This is a genomic window from Streptomyces cadmiisoli (assembly GCF_003261055.1).
In the GTDB taxonomy this organism is placed as follows: Bacteria; Actinomycetota; Actinomycetes; order Streptomycetales; family Streptomycetaceae; genus Streptomyces; species Streptomyces cadmiisoli.
Genome location: NZ_CP030073.1, coordinates 1197103 through 1218645 on the forward strand (window position 1 = coordinate 1197103; position 21543 = coordinate 1218645).

The window sequence follows — 21543 nt, forward strand, 5'->3', positions numbered from 1 at the left end:
GGTGGTTGCTGTGACAGGCCTTTGACGGCTTAGCCCGACTACCCCTTCACCGCACCGGAGGTGAGGCCTTGGACGATGTGACGGCTGGCGAACGCGAACAGCAGCATCGTCGGCAGGATGGTCAGCACGGCCGCCGCGGACATCGATCCCCAGTCGATGTTGAAACTGGAGATGAAGCCGTTCAGGGCGGTGGGAATCGTCTTGTTGCTGTCGCTGTTCATCAGCGTCACCGACAGGAAGAGTTCATTCCAGCAGTTGACGAAGTTGAAGATGAACGCGGCCACGATACCCGGACGCATCACCGGCAGCAGCACCCGGAACAGCGCTCCGAACCGGGACAGTCCGTCGATCATGGCGGCCTCCTCCAACGCGTCCGGGATGTTCTCGAAGAACCCGCGCAGCATCACCGTGCAGAACGGAATGCACACGGCGATGTAGACCAGGATCAGTCCGAGGTGGTTGTCGACCAGTTTCAGATCCGTCATCAGCAGATACAGCGGGCCCAGAGCGATGAACGACGGAATCATCTGGGTGACGAGGGCGGCCATGAGGAGAGCGGATTTGGTGCGGAACTCGAAACGGGCCAGGACGTACGCCGAGAGCATCGAGATCACCGTCGCCACCGCACCCGCGACGGTGGCCACGACGAGGCTGTTGACGAGGTAGGTCCCGAAGTCGGCGGTGGCGAACAGGCCGCTGTAGTTCTCCAGCGACAGGTGCTCGGGCCAGTAGTCGATCGGGAAGCGGAAGATGTCGCCGGGCGCCTTGAAGGAGGTCGCCGTGATCCAGTAGAGGGGGAAGACGGTGAAGGCCAGCCACAGGCCCAGGAAGGTGAACTTGCCGGCGCGGCCGGCCGCGGTCTCCTTGCCGATCACGGCCTCACCCCTTTCTTCTCACGCGTGGCCAGCAGGAAGAACACGGCGAACATCAGCAGCGCGCCCACCACGAGGAGGCCGAGTGCGGAAGCCCTGCCGTAGTCGCCCTGCTGCGTGATCTGGATCATCCAGGTGGTCACGATGTGCGTCTCGTCGTTCGGCCCGCCGCCGGTCATACCGAAGATCAGGTCCGGGAAGTTGAAGATCCAGATCACCCTGAGCAGCACGGTGAGCACCAGCGTCGTCCGGATGTACGGGATCGTGATGCGGAACAGGGTGCGCGCCTTGCCCGCGCCGTCCAGCGCGGCCGCCTCGTACAACTCGTCGGGGATCGACTGGAGAGCGGCCAGGATCATGATCGTGAAGAAGGTGACGCCGTACCAGATGTTGGCGATCAGCACCGCCACCATCGCCGTGTCCGGATCCGCCAGCCAGGCGATCGGCTCGTCGATCAGCCCGGCCTTCTGGAGCAGGTCGTTGACGACGCCGAACTCACTGTTGAACATCCAGCGGAACAGGATGCCGATGAGGAAGCCCGAGATCGCCCACGGGAAGAAGATCAGCGCCTGGTAGAGCCCCCGGAACCGGAAGCGGCGGCGCAGCCACAGGGCGAGTGCGAACCCGATGACCAGCTGGGGCACGATCGAACCGACCACCCACACCGCGGTGTTGCCCAGCACCGTTCCCCAGGCGGGGTCGGCGAACACGTCCGCGAAGTTCTTCAGACCCACCCAGGAGGTGTCGGTCAGATCGGTCAGCTTCCAGTTGCGGAAGGCCATCTGGCCGCCCGCGATCATCGGGTAGTACGTGAAGACCGCCACGAAGACCGCGGCCGGCGCCATGAAGGCGGCGATCAGCGCACCACGCCGGGTGGTGAACTCCCGCTTGCGGCGCCCCCCTCGGGGGGCGCCGCCCGCACGGGTGGCGCCGCCCCGGCCGGGCGTCGATGTCTTCGTCGGTGTGGACGCGACGGACATGACTACTGCTCCTGCCGCCACTTCTCGGTCCAGTACGCGTCCCAGCTCGCCAGCAGCTCCTTGGGCGTCGTCCTGCCGAGAGCCAGCTTCTGCACGTCGGTGTCGGCCCGCTGCTCCCACTCGGTCCACCACGCCACCCCGCGCGGCTGGGTGACCACCAGGTACTTCTCCGGCTGCTCGGTCATGGTGACGTAGCTGGCCCAGGGACCCGTCCGGTAGAACGGGTCGGCGGTGGCCGACTTCAGGATCGGCACCAGGCTGTTCTTCTTGGTGAACGTCGTCGACGCCTCACCCTGGGACAGGAACTGGACCAGCTTGACGGCCTCGGGCTTGTGCTTGCCGCCCTGCGCGACGCCCCATCCCGCCGTGGCCAGCGGCTGGACCGTCTTGCCACCGGGACCGGCCACCAGCGGGGCGGTGCCCCACTGGCCCTCCGAGATCGACTTGGACTCCGAGACCGTGGCGATCACCTCGGGGTCCTGCAGCAGGAAGGCCGTGGAGCCGTTGGAGAACGCCTCCACCATCTCCGGATAGCCCCAGGAGACCGACGACTTCGGCGAGGCCCGCTGGAAAAGCTTGAGATACGTCTCCAGGGCGTCCTGCGCCTCGGGCGCGGAGAAGATCGTACGGCCGTTCTTGAGCTTGTAGCCGTTGGCCGGGTCGACCTGGTCGGCGACGTAGGCCTCGATGACGGCGGTGGCGTTGCTGTTGGCGTTGGAGCCACCGCGGAAGGCGTAACCGTAGCGGCGCCGGGAGGGGTCGTGGACGGCCGAGGCCTGCTCCAGCAGTTCCGCCCAGGTGGCGGGCGGCTCGCTGAAGCCGGCCTTCTCGATCAGGTCGGTGCGGTAGAAGAGGCTCAGACCGTAGAAGCCGTACGGGACGAAGTACGTCTTGCCCTCGTCGTTGCGGGCGGCTTTGACGGCGTTCTCCGTCATGGCCTGCCAGCCCTTCCAGCCGTCCAGGTCCTTCTTCATGTCGTACAGCCAGCCGTTGTTCGACCACGGTCCGACCGTGATGTCCCGGACCTCCAGGACGTCCACGCCGCTGCCCGACTGAAGCATCTGCTGGAGCTTCTGGTCGGCCTGTTCGGTCGGCGGGGAGATCAGATTGACCTTGATCTTCGGGTTCCGCTGCTGGAAATCGGCGATCAGGTCCTTCAGCAGATCGGTGCGGGTCGGATTGGTCAGGCTCTCCACCATGTTGAGAGTGACCGTTCCGCTCGCATCGGGGCTCATGGTGGAGCAGCCGGTCAGGACCATCGCGGCGGCTGTGCCCAGAGCGAGAGCTGCCGTCCTTCTTCTCATTGTGCTGACCTCTTCCCTGGATCTTCCTCGGATGACGGCCGCGCCGACAGCGGCAGGGGAACGGGCGCCTACGGCGCGCGGTGCTGCTCGCGGGCCGTGCGGGCCCACTCACCGAGGACGGGGACGCATTCCTCGGCGAAGTACTCGTAGTCGGCGGCGGTGTTGTAGACGTGGGCGGACAGCCGCAGGTAGCCCGTGCCGCCGAAGCTGGTGAACGCCGCTTCCACGCCCAGCTCGGCCGCCGCCCGGTCGCGCAGCGCGTCGGCCTCGACCCGGCCGGTGCCCAGGCCCTCCGGCAGCCGCACCAGGCGCATGCCGGGCACCGGCAGGCCGACGTCGACCCGGCTGTCCCTGCCGGTGAGTTCGGCGAAAGCGGCGCCGATGACATGGGCGCCGTAGTCGGCCAGCTCGCTCATGTAGTCGCGGGCGGCGGTCCATCCCCAGGTACGTTCGACGAAGTCGAGCGCGGTGGGGGCCGCGAGGCAGGCGGTGGCGTCGATGGTGCCCTGCTGGTCGAAGCGGTCGGGGTAGGGGTCGGCCGCACCCCAGGAGTCGATCAGGGGGTAGAGCCGGTCGCGCAGCGGGCCGCGGGCGATCAGCGCCGCGGTGCCGCGCGGGGCGCAGCCCCACTTGTGCAGGTTGCCGACCCAGAAGTCGTATGTCGCACCGGCGAGCGGGGCGGCCAGCAGACCGGGCGCGTGGGCGCCGTCGACCAGCATCGGGATGCCGCGGCGGTGCGCCTCCGCGCCGATCCGCTCCACCGGCATCCGGCGTGCGGTGGCCGAGGTGATCTGATCGACCACGACGAGGTCGGTGTCGTCGCCGAGTTCGGCGCACACGGCCTCGTACGCCTGCTCCTCGTTCGCGTCCAGGGGCACCTCGGCGGTGCGCACCCGGCCGCCCCAGCGGCGCGCCAGCCGCTCGGCCCCCATGGTGACGGCCCCGTAACCGTGGTCGGTGACGACGATCTCCCCGCCACGAACCCGGTCGAGGGCGGCGAAGACCACACTGGCTCCGGCGCTCGCGTTGGGCACCACAGCGAGGTCGTCGGCCGCGACGCGCAGGAAGGCCGCGAGGTCGACGCGGGTGGCGGCGATCCGCTGCGGCAGCGCCGGGAACCACACGACGGGCGAGCGTTCCATCTCCACGCGCAGCAGTTCCTGCCGCTCCTGCGCCTGCAGCGGAACCGCCCCGAACGAACCGTGGTTCAGGTGCTTCATTCCGGGGTCCAGGGACCACGCGCGGTCGGCGGGCCGTCCGTCGGCCAGCAGCAGCGGACGCGGCGCGGTGGTCACCTCGGTCTCGCTCACAGCACTCCACATCTGAGGAACTGGACGTGCCCGCAGAAATCAGACGTCCTGCGTGGACACGTATGATGACTCGGCATCCTGGCATGGGTTTTTCGGTCTCGACAAGGGTCGTACGAGGAAAGTCATCTGATGACTTCTGGGCGATACATCCGGGACATTTGATGACTCGCTACAGTGCGCCGAGGCCTCCGGCGACTCCGGCGGCCCGTTCAGGGGAAGAAGAGGGGTCGCATGTCCGCAGTCGACAAGGCGTTCCACGGCCTACGGCACATGATCGCGACAGGACGTCTGGGGCCGGGTGACCGCATTCCTCCCGAGGGCGACCTGTGTGCGGAACTGGGTGTGTCGCGCGGGTCGTTGCGCGAGGCGGTGCGGATGCTCGCCGCCCTGGGCGTCATCGAACCGCGGCACGGCTCCGGTACCTACGTCTCCCAGCTCAGGCCCGAGGACGTCATCGGCAGCCTCTCGCTCACCCTGGAACTCCTGCCGCTGTCGGGCCTGTTGGAGGTCTACGAGATCCGGCGCGTGCTGGAGGCCCACGTGGCCGCCCAGGCCGCGGCGCGCTGCACGCCCGAGGCGGTGCGCACGCTGTTCTCCCTCATCGAGGAGATGGAGGCCACCGAGGACCCCGCCGAGGCCTCCGAACTCGACCACCGCTTCCACGCGGAGATCGCCCGGATCGGCGGCAACCCCACGCTGGCGACCCTGCTGGCGGTGTTCCGCGCCCGGTCCCGCAAGTACCAGGTGTTCACACTGCCCGAAGGCCCGCGGATGCGCCGCAAGAGCGACGAGGACCACCATGTCCTCGCCACCGCCATCGCCGACCGCGACCCCGTCTCGGCGGCCGGCGCCGCTCAGGCCCACGTCGCCCAGACGGAACGGTGGCTGCGGGCTTTCATGCCGCCGGTGGAGGAGCACGATGTCGCAGCGGAGTGACCTCCTGGGCGGCGCGCGCGGCGACCGGCGCGGGCGTGCCGTCCCGTCGCGGCGACATCAGGGGGCACACACGGCACACTGTTGAGTGAGAGCGTGCCCGGGACCGCTGACCCGGAAGGGTCTCCCCCACCGCGCTGCGAACAGTCGGAGTGCCTCGATGAACTGCTACGAATGCAGCACGCAATCCGGCGCGACCACAACCGCCGAGGGCGTGTGCCAACGCTGCGGGGCGGGGATCTGCGCCGATCATGTGCGCCTAAGGACTCAGGAACTGCAACAGCAGGCAGGCATGGGCAGTCGCAGCCAGCCACAACCCGCCCGCCGGCTGCTCTGCCCCCAGTGCGACAAGGTGGAACCCTCCCGGCCCCGGCCCTGAGGTCACACGCACGCACCCGGCGGTCCGCGCGCCGGGTGCGTGCGCGACAGGTGCATGCGCGGCGGCCGCCGTGCCGGTCCGGGTGGCACCGGGTACGGGTCCCGGCGGCCACCCCGCGATGAGACCGCGCACCCCGCCCGGTGGCCACCCCGCAGCGAAGTGACGTGCCCGGTCCGGGGCGCCGTCCTCGCGGATGTCCGTCCGGCTCCACCGGACCGACTCGTACCTCGTCCGGGCCTTGCCCGACCGGGGTGTGCTCTACCGACGCATGCTCGCCCTGGCCGTCACATCTGACCGGGACGGATCCGGCCGTGCCACTCTCCCGATTCACCGCCGCGGTCCTCGACGAACTCCTTGAAGTGCCGCATGTCGCCCTTCACCCGCCGGTCGATCATCCCGGTCATGTCCGCCGTCCTCTCCGCGGCCCCCGAGGGATCGACGTCCATGACGAGTGCCACCCGTGTGTGGTTCTCGTCCAGGGCCTGGAAACTGACCATGCCGCGCTGCTCGGGATGGCCGCCGACGGTCCGCCAGGTGATGCGCTCGTTGGGGAACTGGTCGACGATCTCGGTGTCGAACTCCCGGCGCACGCCACCGATCTTCGTCGTCCAGTGGTTGTGGCGCTCGTCGACCTGCCGGACCTCTTCGACGCCTTCCATGAAGTTCGGGAACTCCTCGAACTGCGTCCACTGGTTGTACGCGGTCGTCACCGGGACGGCGACGTCGATCGATTCCTTCACCATGCTCATGGCTGTGCCTCCATACGGTGGCCGGCGCCGGGTCGGCATCCACTGCCGTACGGGCCGGCCACGATCGAGCGGCTCCGTGCACCGACGGCACATCACCGGACGGCGATGCGCCGGTGCCGGACTCACCGAGTACCCGGGCACCGTCACTCACACAGGGTTCGTGTGCCTCGGGCGGGCGCCGAGGGCACGTCGCCCGGCTCCGGCGCTCGGTCGGTACGGACGACGGCCAGTTCCTCGGCGCGCTGCCCCCGGTCGATCAGCCCTCCTTCCTCCCACCACGATGCGCGGGCGAGCAGAAGGGGGCCCAAGGGCTGACCGCGGCGGGCCACTTGTCCGCATCTGCCCCACGTGCTCCGGCACGGACCGTCGTACGCGGCGCGCGAAGCCTTGTCGCGCGCCCCCGGCGTCTGATTGGGTACCGCGGCGCGCCCCCGTACGCGACGAGGACGCGGCAGGCGGAAAGGGAACGAGCGACGTGCAACCGACCGTGCGGCAGGACATGACCGGGCCGCTGCCCGAAGGACTCGCCGAGGCGCTCCGCGCGACCGCCGAGGAGATAGCCGCACTGCTGCGCGACGTGCCCGACACGGCGATCCCCGTTCCCGGTCTGGAGTGGTCGGTCGGCGAGGTCGCCGCGCATCTGGCGCAGGCCAACGAGCTGATGGCCGACCTCGCGTCCGGTCGCGAACGCCCCTACGGCGACGGAACGCCGCAGAGTCTGGCGGCGGCCAACGCGCGGGCACTGGAGGCGTTCGAGGAGCGTCGGGCCGAACCGCTCGCGGCGATGATCGCGGAGCGGACCGAGGTGTTCCTGAAGGCGGTGGAACGGGCCGAGGACGCCACGTCCGACAGCGGTACCGCGCTCGTCACACCGCTCGGCCCGATGAACCGGGCGGTGCTCGCGTCCTACCTGCTCACACACATGCTCGGCCACGGCTACGACCTCGCTCGTGCGCTCCGCCGCCCGCACATGATCGACCGCGACCGGGTCGAGCTGTGCATGCCGTTCATGCTCGCCGTCATGCCGGCCGTCGCCGACAAGGCCGCCACCGCCGGCCTCACGGCGCGCTACACCGTCCGCCTCCGCGACGGCTCCCCGTTCGGGGTCGGCCTGGCCGACGGCGACGTGCACGTCGTCGCGGGGCCGATGGAACGGGCTGACTGCACCATCCTCATCGACCCGGTGGCCTTCCTGCTCATCGCGCTGGGCCGCCGCAACCCCTGGCGTGCCATCGCCCGGGGGCAGGTCCTCACCTGGGGGCGCAAACCCTGGCTCGGCCCGCGCTTCCCCACCCTGTTCACCGCGCCCTGAACCACCGCGCGGCACCGCCGGCCGGCGGGCGTGTCCCGGACCGTGGTCCGGTGCCGCGCACGTCCGCCGGCCCGGAGCGTCACCCGTCGAGGCGGGAGACCTGGTAGTGGCTGATGTACCAGTCACCGTCCATGTGCTTCAGCAGCACGCCCAGGTGGACGTCGACCGTGGGCCGGTCCGGGATCGAGAACTCGACGTTCACATAGCCGAGGACGAGATCGTCCGCGAGGCGCCTGGTCTCCCGGATCCGGTACGCCGGTGACAGGCCGGCCGGCTGGGAGTCGTAGTACGCCGCGACCCCCGGACGCCCCACGCTGTAGGGGTGCAGCCCCTGGAAGATCGCGTCCTCGGTGAAGCGGGCGGCGACCTGCCCCGGATCGTGCCGCTCGATGGCGGCCTTCCACTGGTCCAGGACGCCGCGCAGGACCGCTTCGCTGTCTGCCGTGATGCTCATGCCGTTCCCTTGTCGGTGCGGTCAGTGGCCGGCGCTCATGCCGCCGTCGACGTGCAGGATCTCGCCGGTGACGAAGGGAGCGTTCTCCAGGAAGACGACCGCGTCGACGATGTCGCTCTGCTCGCCCATCCGCCGGACCGGGTGCAGAGCGGCGAGCCACTCGTGCGTCTCCTCGGGGTGCATGGGCGTCTTGATGGTGCCCGGGGACACGGCGTTGACGCGGATGCCGCGGGTCGCGTACTCGATGGCGAGGGACTTGGTCGCGGACTGGATGCCGCCCTTGGTCAGCGAGGCCAGCACGGAGGGCACGTTGGAGTCGGCGTTGTCGACCAGGCTGGTGGTGATGCTGACGATGTGGCCCCCGCCCTGGGCCAGCATCTGCTCCACGGCCAGCTGCGTGATGCGGAAGAAGCCGGTGACGTTGACACCGGTCACGGTGGCGTAGTCCTCCGGGGTGTACTCGGTGAAGGGCTTGGCGACGAAGACACCCGCGTTGTTGACCAGGGTGTCGATCCGCCCGAACCGCTCGAGGCCGGCGGCGACGACCCGCTCGGCCGTGGCCGGATCGGAGATGTCGCCGCGGACGGTCAGGATGCCCGGGTCGTCGGACGGCGCGATCGTGCGTGAGGTGGCGACGACGGCGTGGCCCAGCTTGCGGAAGGCGTCGACCACGCCCGCGCCGATGCCCTGCGAAGCGCCGGTGACGACCGCGACCTTCTGGAACTGAGTGCTCATGATGACTTCCTCCAAGATGAGTGGGGACTGCCCCGACCAGCCGGACTTCCAACTAGCCGACCGGTCGACTATTTGAAGTTAGGCATCCGGCGGACTTGAAGTCAAAGGTCTGCGGGGGCCGGCCCGGGACCGGCTTCCTTCCACCTGATAGGCGTAGCCTCGCAGACATGGTCAGCGGGCCGGCTCGCGCCGCCCGTCCGGTTGCCGGTAGGGGTCGTCCGCGGGCAGCCATACGCCCGGACCGTGGAGGCCGAGGTCTCCGACGCCGTCGCACAGGGCGTCGACCACGGCGAGGACCGCCGCGCGCTCCTCGCTGCGCCGCCACACCAGCGACCACGTCCAGCGCAGCTCAGGCGCCGTGACGGGGCGCCGCACCAGGTCCGGCGGCAGCGGACCGTTCTGGCCCTTGGGCGAGTTGACCACGGGGCGCCCGCTGCTGCGGACGTGGTCGAAGAAGGCGGGACCGGTGATCCCGCCGTCCGAGATGCGCACCGCGCGGGCCCCGGTCCGCTCGGCGGCTTCCTCGGCGTAGGCGTTCCATGACGACCAGGAGGTGGTGTCGTCGTCCAGGAGGACGGTCGTGTCCTCGGCCCGCACGTCAGCGGTGTCGCCACCGGTGGAGACGGCGTACAGCCGGTCGGCACCGAGGAGGCGGGCCCGCAGCCCGTGCCGCTTCAGGTCCTCGTTCCGCACCCAGCACACCGCGAGGTCCAGGCTGCCGTCGGCGACCCGGGCGGCCTGGGTGTGGGAGGGCGCGATCCAGGCGTCCACATGGAGCCGGGCCACCGACGAGGCACGGGCGGTGAGGTCCGGTGGGAGCCAGTTGACATAGCCGAGGCGCACCGACTGCGACCCGGACAGCCGGCGGGCACAGCGTTCGAGGTCGTCGGCGCGTTGCAGCAGGGCGCGCGTGTACGGGAGCAGGGCCGAGCCGGCCGGGGTGAGCGACACCGAACGGCGATCACGGTCGAACAGGCGTACGCCGAGGTCGCGTTCGAGCGCCTTGATCTGCTGGGACAGCGAGGGACCGGCGATCAGGAGCCGCTCGGCGGCCCGGCCGAAGTGCAGTTCCTCGGCGACGGCAACGAAGTACCGCAGTTGGCGCAGCTCCACGCCGCCATGCTACGTCCCGTGGAGGCCGCCCCCACCCGCGGGCGGGAAGCCCTCGGCGACCCCGGGTCGTGTGGAGGTCGCACGACCCGGCGGCACGGACCCGGGGCAGCGACCGGCGGCAGAGATGAGCCGTCCGCCGCAAGTCGTCCGCGGTCAGCGGTAGGGGGTCAGCGGTGAGTCGTCAGCCATCAGCGGGGGTCGTGAGCCGTCAGCGGGGGGTGTCAGCCATACGTCAGGCGCCCGCCGCAGCCTGCTGCGCGGCGTTCGCGCCGAGCAGCGCCAGGCAGTTCGCCCACAGCGGTCCGAGCCACTGGGTGTCGTTGTAGAGCTTGGCGAACATCACCCGGCCCTCCAGCTGGGCCACCACCGCCCGCGCGGCCGCCCGCGTGTCCGCCGCCGCGATCTCCTCGCGCTCCGCGGCCTCGTCCAGGACCGCGCCGACCATCTCGACCTGCGCCTCGAAGATCTCCTGGAGCCGTGCGCGCACGGCCTCGGTCTGGTTGCTCATCTCCAGGGTGAGGTTGCCGAACAGACAACCCGCGACGGTGCCGCAGTCGTGCTGCCCGGCGCGCTGCGCGGCCTCCGTCTCCTCGAACAGCAGCCGCAGCCGCTCCAGCGGCTCCGCGTCCGCCCCGAGGATCCGAGTCCAGGTACGCCGCTGGCCGGCCCACTGCTCGTCGATGACAGCGAGCGCCAGGGCTTCCTTGGACTCGTAGAAGTAGTAGAAGCTCCCCTTGGGCACGCCGGCCGCCTTGCAGATCTCGGCCACGCCCAGGGCCGAGTAGCCGCGCAGCTCGATGAGCGAGCGCGCGGCGGTCAGGATCTTCTCCCCGGCATCACTGGTCCGTCCCATAAATGTAAGTGTACGACCGGTCGACTATCGGCCTTGGGGAACCGGCGGGCGCTGGGCAGGACCCGCTCTCGCTGTCTCGGACAGGCTGATTCGCCCTGCAATATTCACCGATGACTGGGTCGTACGGTGGGTGTTCATCAGCTGGGGGCCAGGTGCCGGACCAGCCCCTGCGAACCGTCGGGGCCTCGGGCGCGCTGCACGATCTGCTCCCGAGCGCGCTGTGGCGCGAGGACGAGGAGAGGCGGGTCCTGGAGTGGTCGCCGGCCGCGGAGGACCTGCTCGGTCACCGGCCCGAGGCCGTCCTGGGCCGCCCCGCTCGTGACGTACTGGTCCCGGACGGCGACCGGGCACTCGCCGAAGCGCCGGCGCGGCGGGTCCAGGCGGGCGAGACCGTGGTGGGCACGTTCTGCGCGCGTCACCGTGACGGCCACCGGGTGACGCCGGAGACATGCATCGTGCCGGTCACGGACAGGGCACCCTCCGCCGGCCGTCGCCGCGCCCGGTGCGGCGATCACCTTTCGCGACGGTCCGCAGGGCACCCCCTGGGGACGGGGCTCGGGGACTTCCGGACCGAACACGTCCCCCTGCCGCCGGGCGGTCTGCTCGTCCTGTAAACACCGACGGCATCATCGAGAGCCGGGACCGGGACGTCGACCAGGCAATGGCCCAGCTCGCCCGGGCACCTGCGCCACCACGGACAGTCGCTCGAGGCGCTCTGCGACAGCGTCCTGCGTGAACTGCTTCCGAGCCCCGCGCAGGACGACGTCGCGCTGCTGATGGCCAGGCCCCGGGGCGAGCCCGGTTGAGGACATGAAGGGGGCCGGGCGGCTCCGTAGCGGGCCGGTCACACCGTCCGGGTCAGTGCCGTCCCGAGTGCCATGCGCAGGACGTGCACGGCCTGCTCGACGGCGGCGGTCGCGGCCCGCGTCGGGCGTACGGGGTTGAGCGTCATGAAGTCGTGCAGGATGCCGTTGTAGCGGACGCTGGTCGTGGGAACACCGGCCTCGGCCAGCCGGCGCGCATAGGCTTCGCCCTCGTCGCGCAGCACGTCGTTCTCGTCGACGATCACGAATGCCGGCGGCAGTCCGGCGAGGTCGTCGAGTGCGGCACGCAGCGGGGACGCCGTGATCTCGTGGCGCCGCGGACCGCGGTCGGGGATGTAGCAGTCCCAGAACCACTCCATGGCCTTGGCGGTGAGGAAGGGGCCCCGAGCGAACTCCCGGTAGCTGGCGGTGTCCTGGGCGGCGTCCGTGGCCGGGTAGTACAGCGACTGGTGCACGAAGCCCACGTCGCCCCGCCGCTTCGCCATGATCGCGACGGCCGCCGCCAGGTTGCCTCCGGACGAGTCCCCGGCCACCGCCGTCCGACCGGCGTCCAGTCCCTCGCCCGCCCCGTGCCGGGTGATCCACCGCGCGGTCGCGTACGCCTGCTCGACGGCCACCGGGTAGCGGGCCTCCGGCGAACGGTCGTACTCGACGAAAGCGACGGCCGCCCGCACACCGTCGCACAGTTCGCGGATGAGCCGGTCGTGCGTGCCCGAGTCGCCGAGGACCCAGCCGCCTCCGTGGAGATAGAGGATCACCGGCAGCGGACCCGCCGCTCCGACCGGCTTGATCAGCCTGACCCGCACGTCACCCACCTCGGCGGGCACCGACAGCCACCTGTCCTCGCCGATCGCGGCCTTCTCGACCGGAGCGGCCTGAAGCTCGTCGAGAGCCTTGCGTGCGCGCACCGGTCCGAGCTCGTACGGGAAGGGCGGCTTCGACGTCGCGTCGGCGATCTCCTGGGCCTCAGGCTCGAGGAAGTGCTGTGGCATTGTCTCGCTCCTTTCGGCGTTTGCTCCGCACTTCGAGCATTTCAGCCCGGGACGAATTCCACTATTTCGAGCATTTCTCACTTGCCGGAATATCCCTCAACAAAAGCCCAGGGATGGGTTGATCTTCGACGGTGACTTCCGCGGGAGGCGCTGTGAGAATGCACTGACCGCAGCGGAGATCTGATGGAGGCGAGGACGATGCTGTGAACGCCCCCGCCGTGCCGCCACGGCCGACCAAGACCCGGGGAGGAATACATGCTGGAAGCGCTGGGACTGTCGGCCGGGGAGACGGATGTGTACCGCGCCCTCGTCGTCGCCGTCACGGCGTCGGCGGGCGAGGTGTCCGCCACGACCGGTCTCGACAGCCGGACCGCCGAGCGGATGCTCGTCGCTCTGGAGGACAAGGGACTGGCCCGTGGAGTGGAGGGGACCTCGGGACGGTTCGCCGCCAACCCGCCCGACATCTCCCTGCTGCCGCAGCTCGAACGCCAGGCCGACGAACTCGGCAAGGCGCGCGCCGCCGTGTCCGAACTGATGGAGACCTACCGGCGCAACGCCTGGATCCGCGACGCGGGCGAAGTGGTCGAGTTCATCACGGGAGCCGCGGCCCTGCGCCAGCGACTGCGGCAGGTCCAGGACAGCGCGCGCGAGGAACTGCTGTGGTTCTGCCGTGCGCAGTACGTCGCGATGCCGTCCGGCACCAACCAGGCCGAGTTCGACGCCCTGACGCGCGGGGTCGAGTACCGCGTGCTGTACGAGCAGGCGTTCTTCGACGACGCCGGCGGTATGGAGAACATCGTGAAGGCGGTGCGGGCCGGGGAGATCGCGCGAGCCGTGGCAACGTTGCCATTGCGGATGGCGATCGCCGACCGGGTGGTGGCGATCTGTCCGTTGGCTCCCGCCGGACCGGCCGGTGACCCGCGTGAGGTGACGGCGGCCGTCGTCCGGGGCAGCAGTCTGCTGGAGGCGCTGGTCGCGCTGTTCGAGCGCTACTGGGAACTCGGGGCGCCGCTGCGGGTGACTCCTGAGGGCCGGATCGGCGCGCACATGCTGGAATCCGATGCCGACTCGCTGACGGTCGAGGACCAGCGTCTGCTGTCCCTGATGGTCGCGGGCCTCACCGACGAGTCGATCGCCGGTCAGCTCGGCATCAGCAGACGCACCGTGCAGCGCCGCATCCAGCACCTGATGACCATCGCCGGTGTCGCGACCCGGATGCAGCTCGGCTGGCAGGCCGCGCGACGCAACTGGATCTGAGCGCATGGCATGACGGGCGACGGCGGTGCGGGCGCCTTTCAGACCTGTGAGCCCCGTCGACCGCGCAGTCGCGGGCGGGCGTCCGACGGAAGCGGTGCACCGGCCCGCGGGCTCCGTGATGACCATCACCCGGTCACCGGTGACCGGACGCGCGGTGGCGGATTCCGCGGCGGACACGGGCCCGGACTGCGCCGCGGCGGCAGCACTCAGCGCGGGGCGCCGGCGGCACGGCGCCGGCTCCCGGCGTGAGCCCCGGCACCGTCGCCGTCGCCGCCATGAGGCGGCATGTCTTCATCCGTTCCAGGCCTTCCGCTCAATACGAGAAGAGGTCTCTCATCGGACAGAATCCGGGGAACGAGCAAGGCGTGTCACGGGCTTGACGTGGCAGGGATGGGCCCTGTCCCAATGGCGACAGCGGCCCGGACAGGTCGCGGGGGGCGAAGTTCCCTGGCCGGCCCGTCCGAGCCGCCCGCAGGACCGGAACGATCGTCGCGGCAGGCTCTGTTCGGTCGGTCCACAAGGTGGTCCTGCCGCTCGCCTCGCCCTCCCGGGGTGTCCAAGACCGTGCCTGTGCATGGCGGGTTCAGTGGTGCCGACGACCCCTGTGGTACTGCTGTTCTTCGCCGCCGAGCGCCGCCGGCCGGGGGCCGGCCGGCGACGCCGACAAGAGCTGAACAGTGGGGGAGCACATGCTGACGCCGAATCAGGCCAGTGCGGGCGAGCTGCTGGAGCTGATCCGCAGTGGCCGCGCCAACACCCGCGCGGACCTGCAACGCGCCACGGGTCTGTCCCGCTCCACCGTGGGGCAGCGCCTGGACCTCCTCAACCGCGTGGGCTGGCTCCGTCACACCGACGGCACCTCCACCGGCGGCCGGCCCTCCCACCGCATCGACTTCGACCCCTCGCACGCCTCGGTCATCGCCATCGACCTCGAAACCCGGCACGCCCGCGCCGCCGTGCTGGACCTCGCGGGCACCATCCTCGCCGAGCACACCGCCCCGCTGAACATCGGCGACGGCCCGGAGCAGGTCCTGGACCAGCTCGCCGGCTGGTTCCCGGACCTGATCACGGCGGCCGGTATCGAGCCGGGACACGTCTGCGGGGTCGGACTGTCCGTCCCCGGACCCGTCGACTGGGAGACCGGCCGGGTCGTCCAGCCCCCGATCATGCCCGGCTGGGACCAGTACCCGATCCGCGCACGTATGCAGGAGGCCTACGCCCGCCATGTGGGGCGGAGCCTGGAGGACGGCCCCGTCCCCGTCTTCGTCGACAACGACGCCAACCTGATGGCACTCGCCGAGCACCAGGCCAACCACCGCGACTGCGCCGCCTTCGTGCTGGTCAAGGTCTCCACCGGGATCGGCGCGGGTGTCGTCATCGGCCGTGACGTGTTCCGCGGCGTCGACGGAGGCGCGGGCGACATCGGCCACATCCGGCTGCACGACCGGCCGGACGCGCTGTGCATGTGCGGCTCCCACGGCTGTCTCGCGGCGGTGGCGAGCGGGCGCGCCCTGGCCGGCCAGCTGTCCGAGCTGGGCCTCCCGTCCGCCTCCGGATCCGATGTCAGACGCCTCCTCTCCGAGGGGCATCCCGACGCGATCCGGCTGGCCCGGGAGGCCGGGCGACGGGCCGGCGAGGTCCTCGTCACCGTGGTCACCCTCCTCAACCCGGGGGTGCTGATGCTCGCCGGTGACCTGTCCGGCGTCCCGTTCATGACCGGTGTGCGCGAACTGCTGTACCAGCGCGCCATGCCGCGCACCACCGCCGGCCTCCAGATCGTCACCTCTCGCCTCGGCGACCACGCGGGCCTGATCGGCGCCGCGGCCATGGTCGTCGAGTTCCTCTACTCCCCCGCCCGGGCCGACGCCCGCCTGGCCGCCCGCGTCGGCTGAGGACGAATCGCCCTCACACGGTCAGCACATCACCTAAGCCCGCACCGCTTCGAGCAGGGTGTCGGCCGCGAGCAGTCCGAGTGCGTGGGAGGCGAGGGGGCTGTCACCGGTGAGGAGTTGCCGATCCCGGATGGTCCGGCCCGTCATGTCGTCGTTGACGACGTTCAGGCCCTGCTTGCCCAGCAGGTCGGCGACGAGCCACGGCAGGCGGCCGGGAAGGTAGCCGATCTCGAGGTTCGGCCCTTCGTCGAGTGCGTCGGGGAAGACGCAGACCGAGTAGCCCTTGAACGGGGATTCGTCCTTCCCCAGGGTGGCGGCGAGCAACGCGGCCGGGCCGTGGCACAGGGTGATGACGAACTTGCCGTTCGCCAGCGCCCAGTCGAGAGTCCGGCCCACGGACACGCTGGTGGGCAGACCGACCACGGCTCCGTGTCCGCCGGGGATGAAGACGGCGATGTAGTCCGAGTCGTCGCCCAGTTCACCGGCGACCACGTCGGACAGCCGCAACGGCTCCTTGAGCTTCGGCTTGAGCGCCTCGTACGCGCCCATGACCGCTTCGTCCTCGTGCGGCATGGCCCACAGTTCGAGTTTCGCCGGGTAGCCCTCCAGCGTGGCGACGTCCACGCCGAAGCCCGCCTCCATGAGGTGGTGGATCGGGAGGAGCATCTCCACGGGGTGGTTTCCGGTGGAGAACATCCTGCCGTTCTCCAGCAGGACGTAGCGCTCCCCGGCCGCGATCATGAGCACCTTCCACCTGCCGCCGGTGTAGGCGCCCTTGTGTTTCACCCCGTCGAAGTTCGTCTTCGCCGACACGTATTTGGTCAGGGAGTACGGCGACGGGAAGAACGCGTTGTCCTCGGCCGGATCCGGCGTGGGATCCCTGCTCACATTGTCTTCGACATTCGACATGCCAATGACCTGCTTTCATGGCCCGGTGAAAGTCTCGACGGCGAGAGAACGCGCGACGGGAGGGCGGCGAGACGGGCTGTCACTGATTGTCGTGCTGCGATGATCCATAAACAGGCTATCGCGCGCGGATCCACCTGGCACGTCGGTCCGAGCGGCCGGCGGTGGCGGCCACGGCCGCCGAACAGCCCGGCCTCACCAGGGATTTCCCGGTCGCGACGCGGCCGATCGGCAGTCCCGCAGGAACGGCTCCCCGGCATCGGGCTCGGCGACGGGTCAGGTCCGGAAGGCCACGCGCACCGCGGTCGCGTCCTACGCTTCCCGGCCGGTCTCCCCGCCGCGGCCTCGCACGGCCAGTCCCACAAGTACCGATCCCGCCAGGACGATCAGTGCCGCCGCGTGGCCGACGGCTGTCGCGCGCAATCCGAACGCCGTGGACGCCACGCCCGCCGCGATGGCCGGGATGCCGAACGCCAGATAGCTGACCACGTACACGGTCGAGAACAGCGAGGCCCTCTCCTCGGGGGCCGCCAGGGGAGCGAGCGCGCCGAAGGCACCCAGGAAGAACGCGCCGCAGCCGTAGCCCGCGACGGCCGTGCCGACGAGGTACGCGGCCGGGACGCCGGCCGCGACTCCGACGAGTGTGACGACCATGCCGGCGGCGAGCGCCACGGACCCGATGACCAGTACTCCGCGTGGCTCCCGGCGCCGCAGCGTGAACGACCCGAGGGCTCCGCTCGCGGTGAGGATGCCGACGACCACGCCCGCGACCAGGACGTTCTGCGCATGCAGCACCGTGGCCGTGAGCGCGGGGCCGAGCGACAGGTGGAATCCGCCCAGCGCCCAGAGGGCCACCAGGCTGGGAGTGCTGAGCAGGAAGTGCGGGCGGATCCGGCCGGGCACCGCGACACGGGGACGATGCGATCTCCAGGCTCCGGGGCGGCGCGCGGCCGTCTCGGGCATCAGGGCGACACCGGAGGTGGTGATGAGGAAGACCGCGATCAGCAAGGCGTGGACCAGGGTGGTCGGCATGGGGGCGTACTGCACCAGGAGCCCGGATCCCAGGGCGCCGACGGCGAGGCCGAGGGTGGTGGAGACACCGTTCACGGTCGCCGCCAGGCGCGGGTTGCGCCCGGCCTGAAAATCGACCAGACCGGCGGTGACGGCACCGGTGGCGGCGCTCGTGGCCACGCCCTAAACGGCGCGGGCGAGCATCAGCCGGCCGACCCCGTCGGCGGCGATGAAGAGCGCCATCGAGCCGGCCTCCACGACAAGCATCTACCGGCCCTGGGGCGATGTTCACCAGCTCCTCGCGTCCGTCGCGAGGGCCGTCTCGCGCCGGAGGCCCTCCCCGCGGACACCGGGAGAGCCTGCGGGAGGATCTGGCGACCTGGGCGGTGGACCCGCTGGACCACATCAGCGCACCCGAGGGGGCGGCCTCGCCGCGCACCGTCATCAACGCGACCGCGGAGGGCGAGGTGCGCGATCGCTGTCTGCGCAAACGGTCCGATCAGCTCGACCTGATCATCGAGCGCGCGCGGGCGCGCGGCGAGTCCGGGCCGACCACGGACCAGGTCATGAACCATGTTCTCGCCCCGCTGCACTTCCGCGTCCTCTTCGGCGTCGCGGCGACGGACGGCGCCCGTGCCCGCGCCCTGGTGGACGACCTGCTGTCCTGGGTACCGGCGACAACCGCCCCGGCCGACCCGGCGTAAGGCGCCCAGCACAGGCCGGGACCTCGGCCCGTACCGACCGCGGTGGGTGACGGCGCAACCGGGCTCCGGTGCGACTGAGCCGACACCAGCGCACACCCGGCACCCCCGGCGCTTCGGAAGCGCTTCAGAGCGCTTCGGATGCGTCCTCCACCGCGCCACGGATGAGTACCACGACTCCGCCACGCATGAGCACGGCTCCACCACGGACATGGGCACGGCTCCGCCGCACATGACGCCACGGCCTCTTTTTGGACTTGCGAGTCCATTTTTGGCGTCGCACAGTGGCACTGCGCACCACCCCGGCCGTCCAGGGCCGGTCGACCCAAGGCGGCATGCCACCTCGGCCGTTCGTTCTCACGGTGCGGAACCGAACAGTGCAGTGCCGGCAGCGCAGCACCGAGCAACGCAGTACCGAGCAACCCAGTACCGAGCAATGGAGTGGACCATGTCGATGCGACTCGGGGGCAAGACCGCCCTGGTGACCGGGGCGACCAGCAACATCGGGCGGGCGATCGCGGAGGCCTTCGCAGCCGAGGGGGCACACGTCGTCGTCTCCGGCCGCAGCAAAGAGCGAGGCACGGAGGTCGTCGCCGGGATCCGCGCGCGCGGCGGGCGCGCCGACTTCGTACGGGCCGACCTGGACGGAAGCGCCGCCGCCTCACGGGCACTGGCATTGGACGCGACGCGGGTGCTCGGCGGCCGTGTCGACGTGCTGGTCAACAACGCCGGCATCTATCCCGCCGACACCACGGCGGCCACCGACGAGGAGACCTTCGACCGCGTCTACGCGATCAACGTCAAGGCCCCGTTCTTTCTGACCGCGGCCGTCGCGCCGGCCATGGTGGACGCGGGCGGCGGAACGATCGTCAACCTGGGCTCCTGGATCGCGCGCCTCGGCATTCCGATCGGCGCCCTCTACAGCTCGACCAAGGGAGCCGTGGAGACCCTGACCCGGGCCTGGGCGGCCGAGTTCGGACCGCAGGGCGTCCGGGTGAACGCGATCTCCCCCGGTGTCGTGCTGACACCCGGGCCCAGAGAGATCCACCCCGCCGAGGCCATGATGAAGGGCACCCCGGCAGGCCACGTGGGCACACCCGAGGCCATCGCGAACGCCGCGGTGTACCTGGCATCCGACGAGTCCTCATTCGTGCACGGCACCGTGCTCGACGTCGACGGCGGCCGCACCACCGCCGCGGTCATCGCGAGCTGACGCCCCGCCGGCAGCGGACGGGCACAGTGGGTCGGCGGACTCCGATAACACCGCCCGCCCCCGCGCACACGCCGCCGCCGGAGTACGGCGCCGGCGGCGGACATCGCGCGGTCCGGCGGGATCGGCCGCCCCTGCGACGTCCGGGGCGTGCGGTGCCGACGCCGGGTCACGCCATGGCGTCGCCCGCGCGCCGCAGGTCCTCGATCCCCTGGGTCAGCGCGACCCGCAAGTGGGTGGACTGCCCCGTCGACAGCAGGATCGCCACACCCCCCTGGATCGCGGTCAGCAGCGCGGTGGCCCGCGTGTCCACATCGAGGTCGGCGGGCAGCCTGCCCGCCGCCTGGAGGGCCCGGACACCCGCGGCCAGGCTCTCCTGCCAGCCACGGAGCAACTCGATCAAGATCGCCCGCGCCCCGGGACTCGAACGGCCGATCTGCGAGAACAGCGTGCCCAGCGGACACTGCTCGCCCTGTGTCTCGTACCGCTTGATCACCACGTCCCGCCACCGCTCCCAGGCCGCCCACGAATCGAGGCACCCCAGGTACGGCTGCTGGTCCTCCAGGACCTGATCCGCCTCGAACCGGGCCACGGCGAGCAGCAGTTCGTCCTTGCCCGCGGGGAAGTAGTGGAACAACTGGCTCTTGCTGGTGCCGGTCTGCGCCATGAAGTCGTCCAGCGTCGCCGTGCCGACGCCCTTCTCGCGCAGGACCGTCGCGGCCCCCTCGACGATCCGCCTCCGCGTCGCCCGCCCCTTCGGCGTCAACTCCCCGGGCATGGCCGGCCTCCTTTGAAATGGACTCGCCGGTCCAGCGTAAGGGCGACCTCGGCGGGGGTCACGTTCCACCGGAGAGACCGGGGCGAACGAGCGGCACGAGAACGTAAAATGTCCTTTTTGTTGCATTTTACTCTAAATTGTTGCCTCTGCGACCACGCCCGGACTAACGTGAAAGCACGAGATGTCGTAAAGGGTTCAACCAATAATGAGACCTCGGCATCTCCAAGACCGATCGGGACGTGACCGAAGGCCGCGGACCGAGCGGCGGGGCGGTGTCGTGCAACGACGGCCGGTCGTCCTTTCCCGGAACGGCAGTCGTCAGTCCGATGCCGAATCCCATCCGCACTTGCTCACCACGCTGATGAAACGGCGTCAGATCCGCCGCGCGTGGTCGGGCGCCGGTGCCGGACAGGGTCGCACCGCCCCGCGCGTCCGATGGCCAGGACGGGCCGGATGCGCACCGGGACCCAGGATTTTTCGGGTCCGAAACCCTCTCCTCCCGGAAGGGAAGAATCATGAGCACACTCGCCTCCAGGCCGGGACGTCTGATTGCCGGAGTGTTCGCAGCCGCTGTCCTCGCGTTCACCGGCGTCGGCGTCGGCACAGCCGGCGCGGCCGACTGGAACCACGGTGACTCCGGATACTCCCACCACGACAACGGACGTCACAGCGAAGGCCGTTACAGCGATTTCGTCCGGTTCGACAATGATCACGACCACTGGGGCGGCTACGGCTACGGCTACGGCGACCACGACCGCGGTTTCGGTGGCCATGGCGGCTACGGTGACCACGGCGGCTACGGCGGTCATGGTGGTCATGGCGGTGGCTACGGCGGCCATGGCGGTGGTCACGGTGGCGGCGGCCATGGCGGTGGTCACGGTGGCGGCGGCCACGGTGGCGGCGGCCACGGTGGCGGCGGCCACGGTGGCGGCGGCCACTAGTTGAGTGAAACCGGTTCCCCGCCCTCCCCGGCGGGGA

Annotated in this window: 22 protein-coding genes; 9 read left to right on the plus strand and 13 right to left on the minus strand. The window is 70.4% G+C overall.

From position 1 onward, the window contains the following. Positions 1 to 38 precede the first annotated feature (38 nt). The 4 genes from DN051_RS04825 to DN051_RS04840 all read right to left on the minus strand — a co-directional run bounded on the left by DN051_RS04825 (position 39) and on the right by DN051_RS04840 (position 4466). Complete coding sequence (locus DN051_RS04825; protein WP_053756216.1) at positions 39 to 875, minus strand: carbohydrate ABC transporter permease; 837 nt, start codon at positions 873 to 875, stop codon at positions 39 to 41. Beyond that, on the minus strand, positions 872 to 1852 hold the full coding sequence (locus tag DN051_RS04830) for a carbohydrate ABC transporter permease (RefSeq protein ID WP_112438070.1): 981 nt from the start codon (positions 1850 to 1852) through the stop codon (positions 872 to 874). Before DN051_RS04830 ends, DN051_RS04825 begins: the two co-directional genes overlap by 4 nt. Before the next feature lie 2 nt (positions 1853 to 1854). Then, entirely contained in the window at positions 1855 to 3156 is a 1302-nt protein-coding gene (locus DN051_RS04835) for an ABC transporter substrate-binding protein (RefSeq protein WP_112438071.1), read from the minus strand. 68 nt (positions 3157 to 3224) lie between these two features. After that, a complete protein-coding gene (locus DN051_RS04840) occupies positions 3225 to 4466 on the minus strand; it encodes an aminotransferase class V-fold PLP-dependent enzyme (protein ID WP_112438072.1) in 1242 nt (413 codons plus the stop codon). Positions 4467 to 4697: 231 nt separating this feature from the next. On the opposite strand from DN051_RS04840, the gene DN051_RS04845 reads away from it, so the two are divergent. After that, complete coding sequence (locus tag DN051_RS04845) at positions 4698 to 5402, plus strand: FadR/GntR family transcriptional regulator (protein WP_053756212.1); 705 nt, start codon at positions 4698 to 4700, stop codon at positions 5400 to 5402. Between the two features lie 157 nt (positions 5403 to 5559). Continuing rightward, positions 5560 to 5778, plus strand: coding sequence for a DUF2180 family protein (locus tag DN051_RS47750; protein ID WP_079000248.1), 219 nt, complete (start codon positions 5560 to 5562; stop codon positions 5776 to 5778). A 284-nt stretch (positions 5779 to 6062) separates the two neighbouring features. Here DN051_RS47750 and DN051_RS04855 read toward each other — a convergent pair whose 3' ends face one another. Beyond that, positions 6063 to 6527, minus strand: coding sequence for an SRPBCC family protein (locus tag DN051_RS04855; RefSeq protein ID WP_053756211.1), 465 nt, complete (start codon positions 6525 to 6527; stop codon positions 6063 to 6065). Positions 6528 to 7026: 499 nt separating this feature from the next. Here DN051_RS04855 and DN051_RS04860 point away from each other — a divergent pair, with 499 nt between their 5' ends. Further along, positions 7027 to 7839 carry a maleylpyruvate isomerase family mycothiol-dependent enzyme gene (locus tag DN051_RS04860; protein WP_112442059.1) on the plus strand — a complete coding sequence of 271 codons (813 nt, stop codon included), beginning with the start codon at positions 7027 to 7029 and terminating at the stop codon, positions 7837 to 7839. A gap of 79 nt (positions 7840 to 7918) precedes the next feature. On the opposite strand, the gene DN051_RS04865 is transcribed toward DN051_RS04860, so the two are convergent. From DN051_RS04865 to DN051_RS04880, 4 genes are all read right to left on the minus strand, one after another. Next, on the minus strand, positions 7919 to 8293 hold the full coding sequence (locus DN051_RS04865; protein WP_112438073.1) for a YybH family protein: 375 nt from the start codon (positions 8291 to 8293) through the stop codon (positions 7919 to 7921). Between the two features lie 21 nt (positions 8294 to 8314). After that, positions 8315 to 9028 (minus strand): SDR family NAD(P)-dependent oxidoreductase, encoded by a 714-nt coding sequence (locus tag DN051_RS04870; RefSeq protein ID WP_053756209.1) that lies wholly within the window; start codon positions 9026 to 9028, stop codon positions 8315 to 8317. A gap of 171 nt (positions 9029 to 9199) precedes the next feature. Continuing rightward, positions 9200 to 10141, minus strand: coding sequence for a LysR family transcriptional regulator (locus DN051_RS04875; protein ID WP_199314887.1), 942 nt, complete (start codon positions 10139 to 10141; stop codon positions 9200 to 9202). 232 nt (positions 10142 to 10373) lie between these two features. Next, the gene (locus tag DN051_RS04880) at positions 10374 to 10994 is read right to left on the minus strand and encodes a TetR/AcrR family transcriptional regulator (RefSeq protein ID WP_053756208.1); all 621 of its coding nucleotides are present in this window, start codon (positions 10992 to 10994) and stop codon (positions 10374 to 10376) included. Positions 10995 to 11146: 152 nt separating this feature from the next. Here DN051_RS04880 and DN051_RS04885 point away from each other — a divergent pair, with 152 nt between their 5' ends. Beyond that, entirely contained in the window at positions 11147 to 11608 is a 462-nt protein-coding gene (locus tag DN051_RS04885; RefSeq protein ID WP_246040923.1) for a PAS domain-containing protein, read from the plus strand. A gap of 230 nt (positions 11609 to 11838) precedes the next feature. Here DN051_RS04885 and DN051_RS04890 read toward each other — a convergent pair whose 3' ends face one another. Then, positions 11839 to 12810 carry an alpha/beta hydrolase gene (locus DN051_RS04890; RefSeq protein ID WP_112438075.1) on the minus strand — a complete coding sequence of 324 codons (972 nt, stop codon included), beginning with the start codon at positions 12808 to 12810 and terminating at the stop codon, positions 11839 to 11841. Positions 12811 to 13065: 255 nt separating this feature from the next. On the opposite strand from DN051_RS04890, the gene DN051_RS04895 reads away from it, so the two are divergent. Together DN051_RS04895 and DN051_RS04900 are read left to right on the plus strand one after the other, a co-directional pair. Then, complete coding sequence (locus DN051_RS04895) at positions 13066 to 14067, plus strand: helix-turn-helix transcriptional regulator (protein WP_053756205.1); 1002 nt, start codon at positions 13066 to 13068, stop codon at positions 14065 to 14067. 689 nt (positions 14068 to 14756) lie between these two features. Continuing rightward, positions 14757 to 15959 (plus strand): ROK family transcriptional regulator, encoded by a 1203-nt coding sequence (locus DN051_RS04900; RefSeq protein ID WP_199314888.1) that lies wholly within the window; start codon positions 14757 to 14759, stop codon positions 15957 to 15959. Positions 15960 to 15992: 33 nt separating this feature from the next. Here DN051_RS04900 and hchA read toward each other — a convergent pair whose 3' ends face one another. After that, positions 15993 to 16868: a glyoxalase III HchA gene (hchA, locus tag DN051_RS04905; protein ID WP_112438077.1), complete on the minus strand. Its 876-nt coding sequence runs from the start codon at positions 16866 to 16868 to the stop codon at positions 15993 to 15995. A gap of 309 nt (positions 16869 to 17177) precedes the next feature. Continuing rightward, entirely contained in the window at positions 17178 to 18056 is an 879-nt protein-coding gene (locus tag DN051_RS04910) for an MFS transporter (RefSeq protein ID WP_112438078.1), read from the minus strand. A 104-nt stretch (positions 18057 to 18160) separates the two neighbouring features. On the opposite strand from DN051_RS04910, the gene DN051_RS04915 reads away from it, so the two are divergent. Next, a complete protein-coding gene (locus tag DN051_RS04915) occupies positions 18161 to 18580 on the plus strand; it encodes a TetR-like C-terminal domain-containing protein (protein WP_112438079.1) in 420 nt (139 codons plus the stop codon). 445 nt (positions 18581 to 19025) lie between these two features. Further along, positions 19026 to 19790 (plus strand): SDR family NAD(P)-dependent oxidoreductase, encoded by a 765-nt coding sequence (locus DN051_RS04920; RefSeq protein ID WP_162624856.1) that lies wholly within the window; start codon positions 19026 to 19028, stop codon positions 19788 to 19790. A 166-nt stretch (positions 19791 to 19956) separates the two neighbouring features. On the opposite strand, the gene DN051_RS04925 is transcribed toward DN051_RS04920, so the two are convergent. Next, positions 19957 to 20565 carry a TetR/AcrR family transcriptional regulator gene (locus DN051_RS04925; RefSeq protein WP_053756199.1) on the minus strand — a complete coding sequence of 203 codons (609 nt, stop codon included), beginning with the start codon at positions 20563 to 20565 and terminating at the stop codon, positions 19957 to 19959. Positions 20566 to 21080: 515 nt separating this feature from the next. Here DN051_RS04925 and DN051_RS45730 point away from each other — a divergent pair. Further along, a complete protein-coding gene (locus DN051_RS45730; protein ID WP_199314889.1) occupies positions 21081 to 21506 on the plus strand; it encodes a hypothetical protein in 426 nt (141 codons plus the stop codon). The last annotated feature ends 37 nt before the right edge of the window (positions 21507 to 21543 follow it).

Bases quoted from the DNA above. Each gene is read 5' to 3' on its own strand.
- DN051_RS04830 (WP_112438070.1), bottom strand. From the start codon at position 1,852: ATGTCCGTCGCGTCCACACCGACGAAGACATCGACGCCCGGCCGGGGC.
- DN051_RS04835 (WP_112438071.1), bottom strand. From the start codon at position 3,156: ATGAGAAGAAGGACGGCAGCTCTCGCTCTGGGCACAGCCGCCGCGATG.
- DN051_RS04845 (WP_053756212.1), top strand. From the start codon at position 4,698: ATGTCCGCAGTCGACAAGGCGTTCCACGGCCTACGGCACATGATCGCG.
- DN051_RS47750 (WP_079000248.1), top strand. From the start codon at position 5,560: ATGAACTGCTACGAATGCAGCACGCAATCCGGCGCGACCACAACCGCC.
- DN051_RS04855 (WP_053756211.1), bottom strand. From the start codon at position 6,527: ATGAGCATGGTGAAGGAATCGATCGACGTCGCCGTCCCGGTGACGACC.
- DN051_RS04860 (WP_112442059.1), top strand. From the start codon at position 7,027: ATGACCGGGCCGCTGCCCGAAGGACTCGCCGAGGCGCTCCGCGCGACC.
- DN051_RS04865 (WP_112438073.1), bottom strand. From the start codon at position 8,293: ATGAGCATCACGGCAGACAGCGAAGCGGTCCTGCGCGGCGTCCTGGAC.
- DN051_RS04870 (WP_053756209.1), bottom strand. From the start codon at position 9,028: ATGAGCACTCAGTTCCAGAAGGTCGCGGTCGTCACCGGCGCTTCGCAG.
- DN051_RS04880 (WP_053756208.1), bottom strand. From the start codon at position 10,994: ATGGGACGGACCAGTGATGCCGGGGAGAAGATCCTGACCGCCGCGCGC.
- DN051_RS04890 (WP_112438075.1), bottom strand. From the start codon at position 12,810: ATGCCACAGCACTTCCTCGAGCCTGAGGCCCAGGAGATCGCCGACGCG.
- DN051_RS04895 (WP_053756205.1), top strand. From the start codon at position 13,066: ATGCTGGAAGCGCTGGGACTGTCGGCCGGGGAGACGGATGTGTACCGC.
- DN051_RS04900 (WP_199314888.1), top strand. From the start codon at position 14,757: ATGCTGACGCCGAATCAGGCCAGTGCGGGCGAGCTGCTGGAGCTGATC.
- hchA (WP_112438077.1), bottom strand. From the start codon at position 16,868: ATGTCGAATGTCGAAGACAATGTGAGCAGGGATCCCACGCCGGATCCG.
- DN051_RS04915 (WP_112438079.1), top strand. From the start codon at position 18,161: ATGTTCACCAGCTCCTCGCGTCCGTCGCGAGGGCCGTCTCGCGCCGGA.
- DN051_RS04920 (WP_162624856.1), top strand. From the start codon at position 19,026: ATGTCGATGCGACTCGGGGGCAAGACCGCCCTGGTGACCGGGGCGACC.
- DN051_RS04925 (WP_053756199.1), bottom strand. From the start codon at position 20,565: ATGCCCGGGGAGTTGACGCCGAAGGGGCGGGCGACGCGGAGGCGGATC.
- DN051_RS45730 (WP_199314889.1), top strand. From the start codon at position 21,081: ATGAGCACACTCGCCTCCAGGCCGGGACGTCTGATTGCCGGAGTGTTC.